This window comes from Thiohalobacter sp. IOR34 (assembly GCF_030406045.1).
Taxonomy (GTDB): domain Bacteria; phylum Pseudomonadota; class Gammaproteobacteria; order Thiohalobacterales; family Thiohalobacteraceae.
The window spans coordinates 1,088,046-1,106,631 of record NZ_CP128988.1 but is presented as its reverse complement, the minus strand read 5'-3'; the positions used below and the strand labels follow the sequence as shown (position 1 = coordinate 1,106,631).

The following is an 18,586-nucleotide window of genomic DNA, read 5'->3' as shown; positions in this document are numbered from 1 at the left end:
CTACTCCAGCGCGTCCAGAATCCGGTCCACCTTCTCCGGGGTCAGATTCTCGTGGTAATGGCCGTTCACCGCCATCATCGGGCCGCCGGCGCAGGCCGCCAGGCACTCCTCTTCCAGCTTGAGGTAGATACGCCCGTCCGGCGTGGTCTCACCCAGCTTGATGCCGAGCTTCTTCTCCACGTGATGCACGATCTCCGCCGCCCCGCACAGCATGCAGGAGATGTTGGTGCACAGGGCGACCGTGTTGCGGCCGACCGGCCGGGTCTCGATCATGGAATAGAAACTGGCGACCTCGTAGACCGAGACTGGCGGCATGTCCAGATAGTCGGCCACCGCATCCATGTAGTCGGTGGACACATGGCCCTGTTCGTGCTGCACGGCGTGCAGGGCCGGCAGCACCGCGGACTGCTTCTGGTCCGCCGGGTACTTGGCCAGCCAGTGGTCGATCTCGGCCCTGACCTCTGCCGAGAGCAGATCCGACTTGCGCTGTGAATTCTCCACCGTCACCGGTCGATCTCCCCGAATACGATATCCTGCGTACCGATCACGGCCACCGCGTCGGCCAGCATGTGGCCGCGCACCATTTCGTCGAAACCGGACAGATGGGCAAATCCCGGCGCGCGGATCTTCACCCGGAACGGCTTGTTGGCCCCGTCCGAGATCAGATAGACACCGAACTCGCCCTTGGGATGCTCGACCGCGGCATAGGCCTCACCCTCCGGCACGCAATAGCCTTCGCTGAACAGTTTGAAGTGATGGATCAGGGCCTCCATGTCGGCCTTCATCTCCTCGCGACGCGGCGGCGCGATCTTGTGATCCTGGATAATCACCGGCCCCGGATTGTGGCGCAGCCAGTCGATGCACTGCTTGATGATGCGGTTCGACTGACGCATCTCCTCCATGCGCACCAGATAGCGGTCGTAGGAATCCCCGTTGCTGCCCACCGGGATGTCGAAATCCATGCGGTCGTAGACCTCGTAGGGCTGTTTCTTGCGCAGATCCCATTCCACGCCGGAACCACGCAGCATCGGGCCGGTGAAGCCCATCTGCTTGGCGCGTTCCGGCGATACCACGCCGATGCCGACGGTACGCTGCTTCCAGATGCGGTTGTTGGTCAGCAGCGTCTCGTACTCGTCGACGCAGCCGGGGAAACGCTCGGTGAAATCCTCCAGAAAGTCGAGCAGCGACCCCTGGCGGTTGCGGTTGAGGCGCTTGACGTCGGCCGCATCGTGCCACTTGGATGGCTGGTACTGCGGCATGGAATCCGGCAGGTCGCGGTACACCCCGCCGACCCGGTAGTAGGTGGCATGCAGGCGGGCACCGGACACCGCCTCGTAGGCGTCCATCAGGTCCTCCCGCTCGCGGAAGGCGTAGAGGAACATGGTCATGGCGCCGACGTCCAGCGCATGGGCGCCGATCCACAACAGGTGGTTGAGGATGCGCGTGATCTCGTCGAACATCACCCGGATGTACTGGGCACGCTCCGGCGCCTCGATGCCGAGCAGCTTCTCGATGGCCAGCACATAGCCGTGCTCGTTGCACATCATGGACACGTAGTCGAGCCGGTCCATGTAGCCGATCGACTGGTTGTAGGGCTTGCTCTCGGCCAGCTTTTCCGTGGCCCGGTGCAGCAGGCCGATGTGCGGATCGGCCCGCTGGATGACCTCGCCATCCATCTCCAGCACCAGGCGCAGCACACCATGGGCCGCCGGGTGCTGGGGTCCGAAATTGAGGGTGTAGTTTCTGATCTCAGGCATCGCTGCCATTCTCCGCTGCGGGCTGGTCGGCCGCCGGGCCCTGCCCCCCGGCCGATTCCCGGATCACCCGGGGCGTCAGCACCCGGGGCTCGATGCTCACCGGCTGATAGACCACCCGCTGCCGTTCCGGGTCATAGCGCACCTCGACATTGCCGGACAGGGGGAAGTCCTTGCGGAAGGGATGGCCGATGAAACCATAGTCGGTGAGGATGCGGCGCAGGTCCGGATGCCCCTCGAAGACGATGCCGAACAGGTCGAAGGCCTCGCGCTCGTACCAGTTGGCGCTGTTCCAGACATCGACCACCGAGGGCACCACCGGCAGCTCGGCATCCGGGGCAAAACAGCGCAGACGGATGCGCTGGTTGTTGGTTACCGACAGCAGGTGGTAGACCACCGCGAAGCGCTGGGTCCCGCCGGCCGACTCCACCGACAGCTCCTCGTCCACGGGCCGCATCCGGGCAGCGGTCTTGGGCGCCGAGGCCCGACTGAATCCCCGACCGCTGGCCTCGGCGGTCTCCCATTCACTGCAGCCGTAGCCGAGGTAGTCGACGCCGCAGAGATCGATGAGGAGCTCGAACTCGAAGGGGGGGCGGTCGCGCAGCGCCAGACAGACCTCGCGCAGCCGCTCCGCCTCCACCGTCAGGGTCAGTTCTCCCCGATCCACCACCGCGGACAGCAGTGAATCGCCGAGAATCTCCCCGACCTGCTCCCTGAGTTGCATCGCGCTGCTGGGCATGGCTGTCCTGTCGTTTCTTCGTTCTGGTTGTGGGCGCGGCCCGCCTCAGCGGGCGATGGTATTGGTGCGCCGGATCTTGTTCTGTAGCTGGATTATGCCGTAGAGCAGGGCCTCGGCCGTCGGCGGACAACCGGGGATGTAGATGTCCACCGGCACCACCCGGTCGCAGCCACGCACCACCGAATAGGAATAGTGGTAATAGCCGCCGCCGTTGGCACAGGATCCCATGGAGATCACCCAGCGCGGTTCGGCCATCTGGTCGTAGACCTTGCGCAGTGCCGGCGCCATCTTGTTGCACAGGGTGCCGGCCACGATCATCACGTCGGACTGGCGCGGGCTGGGCCGGAACACCACGCCAAAACGGTCCAGGTCGTAACGCGAGGCACCGGCCTGCATCATCTCCACCGCGCAGCAGGCCAGGCCGAAGGTCATCGGCCACAGCGAACCGGTACGGGCCCAGTTGATGAGCTTGTCCGCCGTGGTGGTGACGAAGCCTTCCTCGAGGATACCTTCGATGCTCATCCGTCAGTGACTCCGAAGCCTGCGCCGACTCGCGGACGCTCGCATCCCCGCTGCGCGGGGCCCCTGCTCACTGCTCGCGTCGCTGCTCCCTTCACCGATTGCATGAACGACAGCGGATAATCCTCGCAGCCTGCGCCGACTCGCGGACGCTCGCATCCCCGCTGCGCGGGGCCCCTGCTCACTGCTCGCGTCGCTACTCCCACTCCAAAGCCCCCTTCTTCCATTCGTAGATGAAGCCGATGACGAGGATGCCGAGGAAGACGAGCATGGCAAGGAAACCGAACAGGCCGATGTCTTCGAGCACGATCGCCCAGGGAAACAGGAAGGCGATCTCCAGATCGAAGATGATGAACAGGATGGCAACCAGGTAGTAGCGCACGTCGAATTTCATGCGCGCGTCTTCGAAGGCCTCGAAGCCGCATTCATAGGGGGAGAGTTTTTCGCTGTCGGGGCGGTGGGGGCCGGCCAGGAAACCGACGGCGATGGCCCCGAAACCGACAGCAATACCGATGGCGATAAAGATCAGGATCGGCAGGTAATTTTCCAGCATGCGATCGGCTTCCGGTGGCCTTGAATGGCAAGGTGTCCGCGCGCATCAGCATACGCCGCGTCGAGCGCGCAGTCTAGGCCAGAGACAGCGAAGCTGTCAAGCCGTCGACGCCACATATTTATTTTCATAATCAGACAGATATGGTCAACAATAGAATTTGTCCAGGCATACTAAGACAAACGATAACAAAGCCTCATTCAGAGCTTGCCAGGCGCCCCGGATCAAGGCGTGCTCCGCAGGGAATGGCCCGCCCTTGCCAAGGGGCACAACGCAGAGCCGGGGCGCCTGGCAAGCTCCCTGCGGGCGGGCCTCTGGACGGCCATCCGCAACGTTGCAATGGCTTGACAGGGAATCACCCTGCCGGCGCCATTACGCCTTGCGGGCTGATCGACCAGAGACCCGCTGAATGAGGCTTTGTTATCGTTTGTCTTAGTAAATACAAAGCGCGGAAAAGCGCATCTGGACAACAAAAAACGGGGCCCTTGAGCCCCGTTGCATAGATGGTGCCGAAGGCCGGACTCGAACCGGCACGGCTTTCGCCACTACCCCCTCAAGATAGCGTGTCTACCAATTCCACCACTTCGGCAAGATATGTGTGAATGAGGCCCAAATGCTGCCAGCAGGCTGTTGAAAAACCCTCTGACGGCACGATACGGCGTTAAAAAAATGGCTCAAAATGCTCATTTACGGCCATGTAAACTGCGCTTTTTCGCCATTTTTTGCCTTGTCTCGCACTCGCCAGAGACTTTTTCAACGGCCTGCTAGTTCGGCAGGTCGCTGCCGGCGCCAGCCGCCCCGTCCGCCGGTGGCAGATCGGCCGGCGGCAGATCGGTCGCCTCTTGCTTCTTGGCGGCCGGGGTCTCTGCCGGCACCTGGTTCACGGCCGGCGCCAGCTGTTCAGCCACACTGGCCGGCGCCCGGCGGTCGCCCAGCACCCATTCGCTGGACAGCAGCAGACTGTTGGCGAAGAACAGGGCGGCGAGGATGGCGGTGCTGCGGCTCAGGAAGTTGCCGGAGCCCTGGGCACCGAACACCGTCGCCGAGGCGCCGCTGCCGAAGGCCGCACCGGCATCCGCCCCCTTGCCGTGCTGCAGCAGCACCAGGACGATCACGCCGATGGCGAGCAGAACCTGAAAGACCAGCAGAATCGAATACATGGGATGTTATTTTAACCTCAAACGGCGTCCGGGGCACGGCAGATGGCCAGGAATTCGTCGGCACTCAGCGAGGCGCCGCCGATCAGGCCACCGTCGATGTCCGCCATACCGAACAGCTCGGCCGCGTTGGCCGCCTTGACGCTGCCGCCATAGAGGATCTGCACCTTCTCGGCGACACCGGCATCGAGCCCGGCCAGCTTCTGACGGATGAAGGCATGGACCTCCTGGGCCTGCTCCGGGCTGGCGGTCTTGCCGGTACCGATGGCCCATACCGGCTCGTAGGCGATCACCGCATCGGCCAGGGCAGCGATGCCCTCCAGTTCGATCACCGCGTCCAGCTGACGGGCGACCACCTCATCGGTGATCCCCTTCTCGCGTTCCTCCAGCAGCTCACCGACACAGAGGATGGGCGTCAGGCCGAAACGGCGGGCGGCGGCGAACTTGCGCGCCGTGAATTCGTCGCTCTCGCCGTAGATGCTGCGCCGCTCGGAGTGGCCGACGATGACGTACCGGCAGCCGACGTCCTTGAGCATGGTGCCGGAGACCTCGCCGGTGAAGGCGCCGGCCTCCTGGTCGCTGACGTCCTGACCACCGACGGCGACGACAGTACCGTCCAGCATCTCGACCACCTGCGGGATATAGACATAGGGCGGACAGACGCACACCGCCGCGCTCTTCACCTCGCCGAGGCCTGCCTTGATGCCGTCGACCAGCGTGCGAATGCTGTCGAGGGAACCATTCATCTTCCAGTTACCGGCCACCAGAGGTTGTCGCATGCGTCAGTCTCCCGGGAAATCGCAATCAAAACGGGCGGCAAGCTTAGCCGCCCGACCGAAAAAAATCAATTTTGCCGGGGAACTGGGGTATGGCCGCGAAACCCGCGAAAAACAGACGTCGCCGCGGTTTCGATAGCCGCGACCACCCCCATCAGGCGCCGAAGACCTCGGCCACCACCTCGGCCAACGCCGACGCCTCCCGCATCACCAGCGCTTCGTCGTCGGCCTCGACCATGACCCGGATCACCGGTTCGGTACCCGAGGGCCGCAGCAGCACCCGGCCATGGCCGGCCAGCCGCGTCTCGGCCTCGCGCACCGCAGCGGCCACCTGTTCCGAATCGTCGAGGGCGGCGCGCCGGGCGATTGGCACGTTGATCATGTGTTGCGGATACTTGCTCACCCCGGCCCGCAGCTCGGCCAGGCTGCGGCCGGTGGCGACGATCTCATGCAGAACCTGCAGCGCCGAGACGATGCCGTCCCCGGTGCTGGTCCGGTCCAGGCAGATGATGTGTCCGGAGGACTCGCCGCCGATGACGCAGCCTTCGGCACGCAGCATCTCCAGCACGTGGCGGTCACCGACCCGGGCCCGGTAGAGAGTGATGCCGAGCTCGCGCAGGGCATGCTCCAGCCCCAGGTTGGTCATCAGGGTGCCGACCACGCCACCGCGAAGCTGGCCCGCGGTCTGACGGGAACGAGCGATGATGTACAACAGTTCGTCGCCATCGACCAGCTCGCCGCGATGATCGACCATCACCACCCGGTCGCCGTCGCCGTCGAAGGCGATGCCGAGGTCTGCGCCCAGCTCCAGCACCGCGGCCTGCAGCGCAGCCGGCTGGGTGGAGCCACAACCCTCGTTGATGTTCAACCCGTCCGGTTCCACGCCGAACGGGATGACCTCGGCACCCAGCTCGTCCAGCACCGCCGGCGCCACCTGGTAGGTGGCGCCGTTGGCGCAGTCGACAACGATCTTGAGGCCGCGCAGGCTGAGGCCCAGCGGCACGGTGCTCTTGCAGAATTCGATATAGCGCCCCCCGGCATCCACCACCCGTTCCGCCTTGCCGAGCCGCGCCGAGTCCACGGTGTGCATGGGGCTGTCCAGCACCGCCTCGATCTCGGCCTCGACCTCGTCCGGCAACTTGGTCCCCTGGGCGGAGAAGAACTTCACGCCGTTGTCGTAATACGGGTTGTGCGAGGCGCTGATGACGATACCGGCGCAGCAGTGCAGGGTCCGGGTCAGATAGGCGATGGCCGGCGTCGGCATCGGCCCGAGCAGCCGGATGTCCATCCCGGCCGCGGACAGTCCGGCTTCCAGCGAGGACTCGAACATGTAGCCCGAGATCCGCGTGTCCTTGCCGATCAGCACCTTGTCGCAGCTACCGTTGCCCAGCACCCGGCCGATGGCCCAGCCCAGCTTGAGCATGAAATCCGCCGTCACCGGTGCCTCACCGACCCGCCCGCGGATACCGTCCGTTCCAAAATACTTCCTGCTCATGGGCGAAACTCCTCCTGCCCGGTTCCCGCCGGCGACATCACCGGCCCCTCCCCTGCCTGCCATCGGCCACCAGGGGGCAAGCTTGATCAATCCGCGGCCTGCACCGCGGCGCACATTCCCAGCGCCTGCACCGTGGCCGCCACGTCGTGCACCCGGATCAGACGCGCACCCTGCCAGGCGGCGATCACCGCCAGCGCCACGCTGGGATGCAGCCTGTCCGCCACCGGCAGGCCAAGCACGGCGCCGATCAGCGACTTGCGCGACAGACCGACCAGCAACGGATAGCCGGCCGCGGCCAGACGGTCGAGATGCTTCAACAGACTGAGATTATGTTCCACCGTCTTGCCGAAACCAAAACCCGGATCGAGCAGGATATGCTCGCGCGGCACGCCGGCCGCCTGGCAGGCCGCGGCCCGCTCCAGCAGGAAAGCCTGCACCTCGGCCAGCACGTCGCCGTAGCTCGGCGCCTGCTGCATGCTGCGCGGCTCACCCTGCATGTGCATCAGGCACAGCGGCACGCCCAGCTCGGCCGCAGCCTGCAGGGCACCGGGCTCCCGCAGGGCCCGCACGTCGTTGATCAGGCCGGCACCGGCAGCCACCGCGGCGCGCATCACGCCGGGCTTGCTGGTATCGATGGACAACGGCAGTTCGATCTCCGCAGCCAGCGCCTCGATCACCGGCAGAACCCGGTCCAGTTCCTCCTGTTCGGAAACGGGCGCGGCGCCAGGCCGGGTCGACTCGCCGCCGACGTCGATCACCGCGGCACCGGCCTCGGCCATGGCCCGGGCATGGGCCAGAGCGGCGTCACGTCCGCTGAAACGACCACCATCGGAAAAGGAGTCGGGGGTGACGTTGAGCACCCCCATCACCTGGGGCCGGTCGAGCCACAGCGGCCGGCCATTGCAGTCCAGCGGCATCGGCGATGCGGGTGCCTGGTTCATGATACCGGGTGTCCGAGAGGAACCATCCTGAAGGCGGCGTCCGCCAGCCCTTGCGGCTGGCGGACGGACAGGGATTGGCGCGGCCTCAGTGCTGGCTGGCCGGGCCGCCGATCGGCCCCTCGGCCGTGCCCTTGCCGGCCTCGCGGCCAGCCTCGGACTCATCGCTACCCGCTGCGCTGCCACCACCGCTGGACGGGGTGTCGCTCCAGTCCTGGGGCGGACGCACCTCGCGGCGGGCCATCAGGTCATCGATCTGATGCGAATCGATGGTCTCGTATTTGATCAGCGCCTCGGCCATGGCATGCAGAATGTCCTCGTTGTCCTTGAGCAGCTGTTCGGCGCGCTGGTAATTGCGGTCGACGATGGCCCGCACCTCCTCGTCGATGGCATGGGCCGTGTCGTCGGAGATGTTCTTGTGCTGGGTCACGGAATGGCCGAGGAACACCTCGCCTTCCTCCTCGCCGTAGGTCAGCGGCCCCAGCTGGTCGGACAAGCCCCAGCGGGTGACCATGTTGCGTGCCAGCTCGGTGGCGCGCTGGATGTCGTTGGAGGCGCCGGTGGTCACCGCCTCGGATCCGAAGATCAGCTCCTCGGCGATGCGGCCGCCGAACAGGCTGGAGATCTGACTCTCCAGACGCCGCTTGCTGAAGCTGTGCCGGTCCTCCTCGGGCAGGAACAGGGTCACGCCCAGGGCCCGGCCACGGGGGATGATGCTCACCTTGTGCACCGGATCATGCTCCGGCACCAGCCGGCCGACGATGGCGTGACCGGCCTCGTGATAGGCGGTGAGCTTCTTCTCCTCGTCACTCATCACCATCGAGCGCCGCTCGGCGCCCATCATGATCTTGTCCTTGGCCTTCTCGAAGTCCTCCATCTCCACCACCCGCTTGTTGGCGCGGGCGGCGAACAGCGAGGCCTCGTTGACCAGGTTGGCCAGATCGGCACCGGAGAAACCGGGCGTGCCGCGGGCCAGGATCCTCGGATCGATGCCCTCCCCCAGCGGCACCTTGCGCATGTGCACCTTGAGGATCTGCTCGCGGCCGCGGATGTCCGGCAGCGGCACCACCACCTGGCGGTCAAAGCGCCCGGGGCGCAGCAGCGCCGGGTCCAGCACGTCGGGACGGTTGGTGGCGGCAATGACGATCACGCCCTCGTTGCCCTCGAAACCGTCCATCTCCACCAGCAGCTGGTTGAGGGTCTGCTCGCGTTCGTCGTGGCCGCCGCCCAGGCCGGCACCACGGTGGCGACCGACGGCATCGATCTCGTCGATGAAGATGATGCAGGGGGCGTGCTTCTTGGCCTGCTCGAACATGTCACGCACGCGGGAGGCACCGACGCCGACGAACATCTCCACGAAATCGGAACCGGAGATGGTGAAGAACGGCACCTTGGCCTCGCCGGCGATGGCCTTGGCGAGCAGGGTCTTGCCGGTGCCGGGAGAACCGACCATCAGCACGCCGCTCGGAATCTTGCCGCCCAGCTTCTGGAACTTGCTCGGGTCGCGCAGGAACTCGACCAGCTCGGCGACCTCCTCCTTGGCCTCCTCGACGCCGGCCACGTCGGCAAAGGTCACCTTGACCTGATCCTCGCCCAGCATCCGCGCCCGCGACTTGCCGAAGGACATGGCACCGCGACCACCCCCGCCGCCCTGCATCTGGCGCATGAAGAATACCCAGACGCCGATCAGCAACAGCATCGGGAACCAGGAGATGAAGATCTGCGTCAGCAGGCTCTGCTCGTCACGCGGCTTGGCGATCACCCGCACATTGTTGGCCAGCAGGTCGTCGATCAGCTTCGGATCGTCCGGCGCATAGGTGGTGAAGCGTTCCCCCGCCGTGGTCTGGCCGTGGATGGTGCGCTCCTGGATGGTGACCTGGGCCACCTGGCCGGATTTCACCTGGGCGATGAAATCCGAATAGCCGATGGTGTCGGTACGCTGGGTGGGCGGTCCGAAATTATTGAACACCGTCATCAGCACGATGGCGATGACCACCCAGAGAACCAGATTCTTTGCCATGTCGTTCAACGTCTATACCTCAAGTTCATGGTCACGCGATTCGCGCGTAACCCCCTGCAAACATACAGGTTATAGCGATTTCAGCAGGGCCTTCGTTCGACCTTACTACAGTTTGCGGCCACTCGCCAGCAGGTAGACCTCCCGCGAACGCGGCCTCGAGGCACGCGGTTTGCGCACCACGACCCTTTCATATTGACCACGCATCGACCGCACCAGTTCATCGAAACCCTCGCCCTGGAACACCTTGGACAGGAAACTTCCCCCGGCGCGCAGATGCCCGGCGGCGAAATCCGCGGCCAGTTCCACCAGGTACATGGCGCGCGGCAGGTCGATGGCCTCCATGCCGGCCATGTTCGGCGCCATGTCCGACATCACCAGGTCGACCGGCTGCTCACCGACCAGCGCCTGGAAGGCCGCCAGCACCTCGTCGTCACGGAAGTCGCCTTGCAGGAAACGTACCCCGGGGAGGTCGTCCATGGGCAGGATGTCCAGCGCGATGACGCGCCCCTTGCCACCCAGCACCCGGGCCGCGTACTGCGACCAGCCGCCAGGCGCCGCCCCCAGATCGACCACGGTCATCCCGGGACGCAGGATGCGATATTTCCGGTCCAACTCCTCCAGCTTGTAGACGGCGCGCGAGCGGTAGCCCTCGCGTTGCGCCCGCTGGACGAACTCGTCGTCGAAATGTTCCTTCAGCCAGCGTCGGCTGCTCTTGCTACGGGCCATGGGAAAAAAATTCGCTGATCGAGGGAGAAGATGGGTATGATAGGCCCTGATTTCAATCGCATGGCGGGCCCCGGTTGTCCGCCACTTTTCACCGCAGGACCCCCGAATGGTACTCACTGAACGCCAGAAACGCCATCTGCGTGGCCTCGGCCACCGCCTCAAGCCAGTAGTCACCGTCGGCAGCGGCGGTCTGGGCGACAACGTGCTGGAAGAGATCGACCGCTCGATCGAACACCACGAGCTGATGAAGGTACGACTCAGCGTCGGCGACCGGGAACTGCGCGATCAGCTGATCGGCGAAATCTGCGAACGCCTGCAGCTGACCCTGATCCAGCGCATCGGCAACATCGCCCTGCTGTTCCGGCGCAGCCCGAACAAGCCGCGCATCCCGCTCAAACTCTGAATCGGGGGAAGCCATGAAAAGGGCTTTACAGCCACGGAACACCCCCCGGCTTCTGACTTCTGACTTCTGGATTCTGAATTCTGACTTCTGGATTCTGAATTCTGACTTCTGACCTATTCGTACCGCACCTCGACGATCTCGTAGTTCTTCTCGCCGCCCGGTGCGGCCACGGTGGCCACGTCGCCCTCCTGCTTGCCGATCAGGGCCCGGGCGATGGGCGAGCTGACCGAGATGCGGCCCTGCTTGATATCCGCCTCGTCGTCGCCGACGATCTGGTAGGTCACCTCCTCCCCGGTGTCCTCATCGGCCAGGTCCACGGTGGCACCGAAGATCACCTTGCCGGTGTTCTCCATCTGGGTGACGTCGATGATCTGGGCGTTGCTGAGCTTGCCCTCGATCTCCTGGATACGGCCCTCGATGAAGCTCTGCTGTTCGCGGGCGGCATGGTATTCTGCGTTCTCCTTCAGATCGCCATGCTCGCGCGCCTCAGCGATGGCCTGGATGACCCGCGGCCGCTCCACACTCTTCAGGTGCTGAAGCTCCTCGCGCAGCTTTTCCGCGCCACGCTTGGTCAATGGAACCTTGTTCATGCCTCTAGCTCCTCATGCAGATCCTGCAGGCAGTTGACCTCGGTCTGGTCGCGGCTGTCGAGTGCCATGCAGATCGCCTTGCCATGCGACAGGGTGGTGCTGACGTTGACCTTGTGCTGCAAGGCGGTGCGGCGGATGGTGTAGGAATCGGCGATCGCCTGCTTGCCTTCCGTCGTGTTCACAATATAGCTGATCTGATCGTTCTTGATCATGTCGACGATGTGCGGGCGTCCCTCGATCACCTTGTTCACCATCTCGCAGGGGATACCCGCCTCGAGGATGGCACGCGCCGTACCGCGGGTGGCGACGATATGGAAGCCACGCTCGACGAAGTCGCGCGCCAGTTCCACCGCCCCGCGCTTGTCGGCATCGCGCACGCTGATGAAGATCCGCCCCCCCGGTTTCGGCAACTCGGCGCCGGCACCGAGCTGGGCCCGGGCGAAGGCGGCCCCGAAGCTGCGGCCGACACCCATCACCTCGCCGGTGGACTTCATCTCCGGCCCCAGCAGTGGATCGACCCCCGGGAACTTGATGAAGGGGAAGACCGCCTCCTTCACCGAATAATAGGGCGGAATGCGCTCGTCGAGCGCGCCCTGCTCCGCCAGGCTGCGGCCGGCCATGCAGCGCGCCGCGATCTTGGCCAGCGGCCGGCCGGTGGCCTTGGAGACATAGGGCACGGTGCGCGAGGCACGCGGATTGACCTCCAGTACATAGACCTCGTTGTCCTTGATGGCGAACTGGGTGTTCATCAGGCCGACCACGTTCAGCGCCCGCGCCATGGCCCGCACCTGGTCGCGCATCCGATCCTGGATGCCGGCCTGCAGGGTGTAGGGCGGCAAGGAACAGGCCGAGTCGCCGGAGTGCACGCCGGCCTGTTCGATGTGCTCCATGATGCCGCCGATCAGCACATCCTTGCCGTCGCAGATGGCATCCACGTCGACCTCCACGGCATCGTCCAGGAAGCGGTCGAGCAGCACCGGCGAGTCGTTGGAGACGCTCACCGCCTCGCGCATGTAGCGGGTGAGATCGTCCCGGTTGTAGACGATCTCCATGGCCCGGCCACCGAGCACATAGGACGGGCGCACCACCAGCGGATAACCGATCTCCTCGGCCAGGCGGATGGCATCCTCCTCGGTGCGCGCCGTGCGGTTGGGCGGCTGACGCAGACCGAGCTGGTGGATCAACTGCTGGAAGCGTTCGCGGTCCTCGGCCAGATCGATGGAGTCCGGGCTGGTGCCGATGATCGGCGCGCCGGCCGCCTCCAGGTCGCGGGCCAGCTTCAAGGGCGTCTGGCCGCCGTACTGCACGATCACGCCCTTGGGCTTCTCCTTGTCGATGATCTCCAGCACGTCCTCCAGGGTCAGCGGCTCGAAATACAGCCGGTCGGAGGTGTCGTAGTCGGTGGACACCGTCTCCGGATTGCAGTTGACCATGATGGTCTCGAAACCGTCCTCGCGCATCGCCAGGGCCGCGTGCACGCAGCAGTAGTCGAACTCGATGCCCTGGCCGATGCGGTTCGGTCCGCCACCCAGGACCATGATCTTGTCACGGCCGGTCGGTTCGGCCTCGCACTCTTCCTCGTAGGTGGAGTACATGTAGGCGGTGGCGGTGGCGAACTCGGCGGCGCAGGTGTCGACGCGCTTGTAGACCGGGCGCACCCCCAGCGACCAGCGCCGCTCGCGGATCGCCTGCTCGCTGCTGCCGGTGAGGCTGGCCAGCCGCCGGTCGGAGAAGCCATGGCGCTTGAGCCGGCGCAGGAAGGGTTCGTCCAGCCCCTCCAGGCCGCGGCGCTGAACCTCGGCCTCGAAGCCGATGATCTCCTCGATCTGTTTCAGGAACCAGGGGTCGATGGCGCTGAATTCGTGGATCTCCTCCAGGCTCATGCCGGCGCGGAAGGCATCGCCGACGTAGAGGATGCGCTCCGGCCCGGGCTGGCGCAGCTCGCGGCGCAGGGTGGCCTTGGTCTCCTCGCCATCGGGATCGACCCGCTCGTTGAAACCGTCGATGCCGGTCTCCAGACCGCGCAGCGCCTTGTGCAGGGATTCCTGGAAGGTTCGGCCCATGGCCATCACCTCGCCCACCGATTTCATCTGGGTGGTCAGGTAGGGCTCGGCCTGGGGAAACTTCTCGAAGGTGAAACGTGGCACCTTGGTCACCACGTAGTCGATGGAAGGCTCGAAGGAGGCCGGCGTGGCGCCGCCGGTGATCTCGTTCTGCAGCTCGTCCAGGGTGTAGCCCACCGCCAGCTTGGCCGCCACCTTGGCAATCGGGAAGCCGGTGGCCTTGGAGGCCAGGGCCGAGGAACGCGACACCCGCGGGTTCATCTCGATGATGATCATGCGCCCGTTCTCGGGGTTGATGGCGAACTGCACGTTGGAGCCGCCGGTGTCCACGCCGATCTCGCGCAGCACCGCCAGGGAGGCGTCACGCATGATCTGGTATTCCTTGTCGGTCAGGGTCTGCGCCGGGGCTACGGTGATGGAGTCGCCGGTGTGCACGCCCATGGGATCGAAGTTCTCGATGGAACAGACGATGATGCAGTTGTCCTTGCGGTCGCGCACCACTTCCATCTCGAATTCCTTCCAGCCGAGCGCCGATTCCTCGATCAGCAGCTCGTTGGTCGGCGACAGGTCCAGGCCGCGCTCGCAGATCTCGACGAACTCCTCCTTGTTGTAGGCGATGCCCCCGCCGGAGCCCCCCATGGTGAAGGACGGCCGGATGATCGCCGGGAAGCCGATCTGCGCCTGCACCTGCAGCGCCTCTTCCATGCTGTGCGCCACCGCCGAACGCGGCATGTCGAGACCGATCTTCTGCATCGCCTTGCGGAAGCGGTCACGGTCCTCGGCCTTGTCGATGGCATCACGGCTGGCGCCGATCATCTCCACGCCGAACTGCTCCAGCACACCCTCGCGGGCCAGGTCCAGGGCGCAGTTCAGCGCCGTCTGGCCACCCATGGTCGGCAGCAGGGCATCCGGACGCTCGCGCTCGATGATGCGCGCCACGGTGCGCCACTCGATCGGCTCGATGTAGGTAGCATCGGCCATCTCCGGATCGGTCATGATGGTCGCCGGATTGGAGTTGACCAGGATGACCCGGTAGCCCTCCTCACGCAGCGCCTTGCAGGCCTGGGCACCGGAATAGTCGAACTCGCAGGCCTGGCCGATGACGATCGGCCCCGCGCCGAGGATGAGGATGCTATGGATGTCGGTACGTTTGGGCATAAATTTTCGGGGAAGTCAGGAGACAGGAACCAGAGGTCAGAAGATTTTCACTCCTGACTTCCGGTTCCTGTCTTCTGGCTCCTGGAAGTCATCAAGTCCACAAAGTGATCGAAGAGCGGCGCCGCATCGTGCGGTCCCGGGCTCGCCTCGGGGTGGCCCTGGAAACTGAAGGCCGGCTTGTCGGTGCGGTGCACGCCCTGCAGCGAACCGTCGAACAGCGAACGGTGGGTGGCACGCAGATTGTCCGGCAGGCTGGCCTCGTCCACCGCGAAGCCATGGTTCTGGCTGGTGATCATCACCGCCCCCGAATCGAGATCCTGCACCGGATGGTTGGCACCGTGGTGGCCGAACTTCATCTTCACCGTCCGCGCCCCTGAAGCCAGCGACAGCAGCTGGTGGCCGAGGCAGATACCGAACAGCGGCAGCTCCCGGTCGAGCAGGGTGCGGATCGCCTCGATGGCATAGTCGCAGGGTTCGGGATCGCCGGGACCGTTGGACAGGAACACCCCGTCCGGCTTCAGCTCCAGCACCTTCTCGGCGGGGGTCTGGGCCGGCACCACGGTGATGCGGCAGCCGCGGTCGACCAGCATGCGCAGGATGTTGCGCTTGACGCCGTAGTCGTAGGCCACCACATGCAGCGGCAGCTTCTCCTCGACGGGGTGCGGCGCCTCCGGCAGGCCGTCCTCCAGCGTCCAGCTGCCCTGCGCCCATTCGTAGGGCTGGCCAGTGGTGACCTCCTTCGCCAGGTCCATCCCCTTGAGCCCGGGGAAGGCCTGCGCCGCGGCAAGCGCCGCCGCCTCATCGACGGCCTCACCGGCCAGGATGCAACCGGCCTGGGCGCCCTTCTCACGCAGGATGCGGGTCAGGCGCCGGGTATCGATGCCGGCGATGGCGACGATCCCCTGACGCTCCAGATAGGCATCCAGCGCCTCCTCGGCACGCCAGTTGCTGTGCAGCCGCGGCAGGTCACGGATCACCAGCCCGGCGCAGTGGATGTGTGAGGATTCCTCGTCATCCGCGTTGATCCCGACGTTGCCGATGTGGGGATAGGTCAGGGTGACGATCTGCTGCGCGTAGGAGGGATCGGTGAGGATCTCCTGATAGCCGGTCAGGGCCGTGTTGAACACCACCTCGCCCGTCGTCTGGCCATCGGCACCGATGGACTCGCCACGGAACAGGCTGCCGTCTTCCAGAACCAACAGGGCGGGTTTCCTCAAGGTGCCTCCGACTCGCATACAGAAAGCGGGAAGACCCCGGCTCCGGATCATCCCGCTCGAAATTCAGTAGAGAAACCGGTCCGAAACGACCGGCGCACGTTGAGACGGAATTGTACGACACCCCCCCAGCGCTGTCCAACTCGGGGACTCGGGGAAATGGCCACGAAACCCACGAAACCGGCAAAAACCCCCGACCCGGAGAAAGGCAAGGAACCAATAGCCGCTGGATCCTCCCAGCTCCTGAATTCTGGCTCCTGAATTCTGAATTCTCAGCTATCCGGCTTGCCGTCAGTCACGCAGGCCGAGGATGTCCTGCATGTCGTAGAGGCCGGCGGGGCGGTCCATGAGCCAGGCGGCGGCGCGCGCCGCGCCACGGGCGAAGGTCATGCGGCTGGAGGCCTTGTGGGTGATCTCCACCCGCTCGCCGGTGCCGGCGAACATTACCGTGTGCTCGCCGACGATGTCGCCGGCGCGGATGGTCTCGAAGCCAATGGTCTTGCGGTCACGCTCGCCGGTGATCCCCTCGCGGCCGTAGACGGCGCACTCGGCCAGATCCCGGCCCAGCGCCCCGGCCACCACCTCGCCCATGCGCAGTGCGGTACCGGAAGGCGCATCCACCTTGTGCCGGTGATGGGCCTCGATGATCTCGATGTCCACCTCGTCGCCCAGCACCCGGGCGGCCATGTCCAGCAGCTTCAGGCACAGGTTGACACCGACGCTCATGTTGGGCGCGAAGACGATGCCGATGTCCGCCGCGGCCTCGGCGATCGCCGCCTTGCCCGCCTCGTCGAAGCCGGTGGTGCCGATCACCATGCGTCGTCCGGCGGCCCGGCACACTGCCAGATTGGCCAGGGTCGCCTCCGGGCGGGTGAAATCGATCAGCACGTCGAAATCGCCACTGACCGCGGCCGGATCGGCGCCAATCGCCACCCCCAGTTCGCCGACCCCGGCCACCAGGCCGGCATCGCTGCCCAGCAGCGCGTGGCCCGGCTGTTCCAGCGCCACCGCGACCTGAAGCCCCTCGGCCTGCTGGCAGGCCTCGATCAACGCCCGGCCCATACGGCCGGCGGCGCCGGTGATTGCAATTCTGGTCATGTCCTCACCTGTTTGATCGAGCCACGAAATCCACGAAACCCACGAAAGGTTTTCTTGCAGCGCACGCGCTTCGCGCGGCACCACGGACCACAAGATCTTTTCCGTGTTTTCCGTGGATTCCGTGGCTATAGTTTCATGTTTTCGAAAAACTTCTTGACCCCGTCCAGCCAGGAGTGGGACTGGGGGTTGTGGTGGCCGCCGCCCTTCTCGTCGAGGGTCTTCTGGAACTCGCGCAGCAGTTCCTTCTGCTTGGCCGAGAGGTTGATCGGCGTCTCCACCGCCACCCGACAGAGCAGATCACCGACCGGCCCGCCGCGCACCGGTTTGACGCCCTTGCCGCGCAGCCGGAACAGCTTGCCGGACTGGGTCTCGGGCGGGATCTTGAGCACCACCCGGCCTTCCAGGGTCGGCACCTCCAGCTCGCCGCCAAGGGCGGCGGTGACGAAGGAAATGGGCACCTCGCAATAGAGGTTGTTGTCGTCGCGCTTGAAGATCGGGTGTTCCTTGACCCGGATCTGCACATAGAGATCCCCCGGCGGCCCACCGTTCTCGCCGGCCTCGCCCTCGCCCGCCAGGCGGATGCGGTCGCCGGTGTCCACGCCGGCGGGCACCTTCACCGACAGGGTCTTGTTCTCGCGCACCCGGCCCTGGCCATGGCACTTCGGGCAGGGATCGCTGATCATCATGCCGCTGCCGTGGCAGCGCGGACAGGTCTGCTGCACCGAGAAGAAGCCCTGCTGCATGCGCACCTGGCCGACACCACCGCAGGTGGTGCAGGTCTCGGGGTTGCTGCCCGGGCTGGCACCGGAACCGCCACACATCGAGCAGGTGGCCAGGGTCGGCACCCGGATCTTCACCGTGGTGCCGGCGACCGCCTCTTCCAGGGTGAGCTCCAGGTTGTAGCGCAGATCCGCCCCGCGGTAGACCCGCTGTCCGCCGCCGCGGCCACCACCGAAGATGTCTCCGAAGACGTCCCCGAAGATGTCGCTGAAGCTGGCTCCGCCACCCCCGAAGCCGCCGCCCCCGCCCATCGAGGGGTCGACGCCGGCATGGCCGAACTGGTCGTAGGCGGCCCGCTTCTGCGCATCGCAGAGTACCTCGTAGGCCTCCTTGGCCTCCTTGAACTTCTCCTCGGCCTCGGCATCGTCCGGGTTGCGGTCCGGATGGTACTTCATGGCCATCCGCTTGAAGGCCTTCTTGATCTCGGCCTCGCTGGCATTCTTCTGCAGTCCGAGGACCTCATAATAATCTCGCTTCGACATAGACTTGCAAGTGTTCCCTTGGCTGCAGCGTTCACGGTCGCCCTGTGGCGCCATAGCGGCGGTGTCTCGCCCCGTTCGCTGCCCCTGTTATCTGTATGAGACGGCCCGACGGCACCCTTGCCGA

General features: G+C 65.3%; 17 protein-coding genes and 1 tRNA gene. 1 reads left to right on the top strand and 17 read right to left on the bottom strand.

Translation table 11 applies throughout. The features are described 5' to 3' along the window. The 12 genes from QVG61_RS05125 to rlmE all read right to left on the bottom strand — a co-directional run bounded on the left by QVG61_RS05125 (position 1) and on the right by rlmE (position 10,674). A complete protein-coding gene (locus QVG61_RS05125) occupies positions 1-507 on the bottom strand; it encodes an NAD(P)H-dependent oxidoreductase subunit E (protein WP_289932272.1) in 507 nt (168 codons plus the stop codon). After that, the gene (locus QVG61_RS05120) at positions 504-1,757 is read right to left on the bottom strand and encodes an NADH-quinone oxidoreductase subunit D (protein WP_289932271.1); all 1,254 of its coding nucleotides are present in this window, start codon (positions 1,755-1,757) and stop codon (positions 504-506) included. Before QVG61_RS05120 ends, QVG61_RS05125 begins: the two co-directional genes overlap by 4 nt. After that, positions 1,750-2,493, bottom strand: coding sequence for an NADH-quinone oxidoreductase subunit C (locus QVG61_RS05115; RefSeq protein WP_289932270.1), 744 nt, complete (start codon positions 2,491-2,493; stop codon positions 1,750-1,752). Before QVG61_RS05115 ends, QVG61_RS05120 begins: the two co-directional genes overlap by 8 nt. A gap of 45 nt (positions 2,494-2,538) precedes the next feature. Continuing rightward, positions 2,539-3,015, bottom strand: a complete 477-nt coding sequence (locus QVG61_RS05110; protein ID WP_289932269.1) for an NADH-quinone oxidoreductase subunit B — start codon at positions 3,013-3,015, stop codon at positions 2,539-2,541. A 193-nt stretch (positions 3,016-3,208) separates the two neighbouring features. After that, positions 3,209-3,565, bottom strand: a complete 357-nt coding sequence (locus QVG61_RS05105; protein WP_289932268.1) for an NADH-quinone oxidoreductase subunit A — start codon at positions 3,563-3,565, stop codon at positions 3,209-3,211. 501 nt (positions 3,566-4,066) lie between these two features. Further along, positions 4,067-4,151, bottom strand: a tRNA-Leu gene (locus QVG61_RS05100). Between the two features lie 175 nt (positions 4,152-4,326). Next, a complete protein-coding gene (secG, locus tag QVG61_RS05095) occupies positions 4,327-4,722 on the bottom strand; it encodes a preprotein translocase subunit SecG (protein WP_289932267.1) in 396 nt (131 codons plus the stop codon). Between the two features lie 17 nt (positions 4,723-4,739). After that, positions 4,740-5,498: a triose-phosphate isomerase gene (gene tpiA, locus QVG61_RS05090; RefSeq protein ID WP_289932266.1), complete on the bottom strand. Its 759-nt coding sequence runs from the start codon at positions 5,496-5,498 to the stop codon at positions 4,740-4,742. A 151-nt stretch (positions 5,499-5,649) separates the two neighbouring features. Continuing rightward, positions 5,650-6,990, bottom strand: coding sequence for a phosphoglucosamine mutase (gene glmM, locus QVG61_RS05085; RefSeq protein ID WP_289932264.1), 1,341 nt, complete (start codon positions 6,988-6,990; stop codon positions 5,650-5,652). 86 nt (positions 6,991-7,076) lie between these two features. Then, entirely contained in the window at positions 7,077-7,931 is an 855-nt protein-coding gene (gene folP / locus QVG61_RS05080) for a dihydropteroate synthase (protein ID WP_289932263.1), read from the bottom strand. Positions 7,932-8,016: 85 nt separating this feature from the next. Next, a complete protein-coding gene (ftsH, locus tag QVG61_RS05075) occupies positions 8,017-9,948 on the bottom strand; it encodes an ATP-dependent zinc metalloprotease FtsH (protein ID WP_289932262.1) in 1,932 nt (643 codons plus the stop codon). Between the two features lie 105 nt (positions 9,949-10,053). Continuing rightward, a complete protein-coding gene (rlmE, locus tag QVG61_RS05070) occupies positions 10,054-10,674 on the bottom strand; it encodes a 23S rRNA (uridine(2552)-2'-O)-methyltransferase RlmE (protein ID WP_289932261.1) in 621 nt (206 codons plus the stop codon). A gap of 106 nt (positions 10,675-10,780) precedes the next feature. Between rlmE and QVG61_RS05065 the strand changes: the two genes are divergently transcribed. Next, positions 10,781-11,077, top strand: coding sequence for a YhbY family RNA-binding protein (locus QVG61_RS05065; RefSeq protein WP_289932259.1), 297 nt, complete (start codon positions 10,781-10,783; stop codon positions 11,075-11,077). A 113-nt stretch (positions 11,078-11,190) separates the two neighbouring features. Here the strand turns inward: QVG61_RS05065 and greA are convergent, their stop codons facing one another. From greA to dnaJ, 5 genes are all read right to left on the bottom strand, one after another. Then, positions 11,191-11,667 (bottom strand): transcription elongation factor GreA, encoded by a 477-nt coding sequence (gene greA / locus QVG61_RS05060; protein WP_289932257.1) that lies wholly within the window; start codon positions 11,665-11,667, stop codon positions 11,191-11,193. Beyond that, positions 11,664-14,888, bottom strand: a complete 3,225-nt coding sequence (gene carB / locus QVG61_RS05055; protein ID WP_289932255.1) for a carbamoyl-phosphate synthase large subunit — start codon at positions 14,886-14,888, stop codon at positions 11,664-11,666. Before carB ends, greA begins: the two co-directional genes overlap by 4 nt. Before the next feature lie 47 nt (positions 14,889-14,935). Further along, entirely contained in the window at positions 14,936-16,105 is a 1,170-nt protein-coding gene (gene carA / locus QVG61_RS05050) for a glutamine-hydrolyzing carbamoyl-phosphate synthase small subunit (protein ID WP_289932254.1), read from the bottom strand. Between the two features lie 288 nt (positions 16,106-16,393). Further along, positions 16,394-17,200 (bottom strand): 4-hydroxy-tetrahydrodipicolinate reductase, encoded by an 807-nt coding sequence (gene dapB / locus QVG61_RS05045; protein WP_289932253.1) that lies wholly within the window; start codon positions 17,198-17,200, stop codon positions 16,394-16,396. Positions 17,201-17,325: 125 nt separating this feature from the next. Beyond that, positions 17,326-18,462, bottom strand: coding sequence for a molecular chaperone DnaJ (dnaJ, locus tag QVG61_RS05040; RefSeq protein ID WP_289932252.1), 1,137 nt, complete (start codon positions 18,460-18,462; stop codon positions 17,326-17,328). Positions 18,463-18,586: the final 124 nt, after the last annotated feature.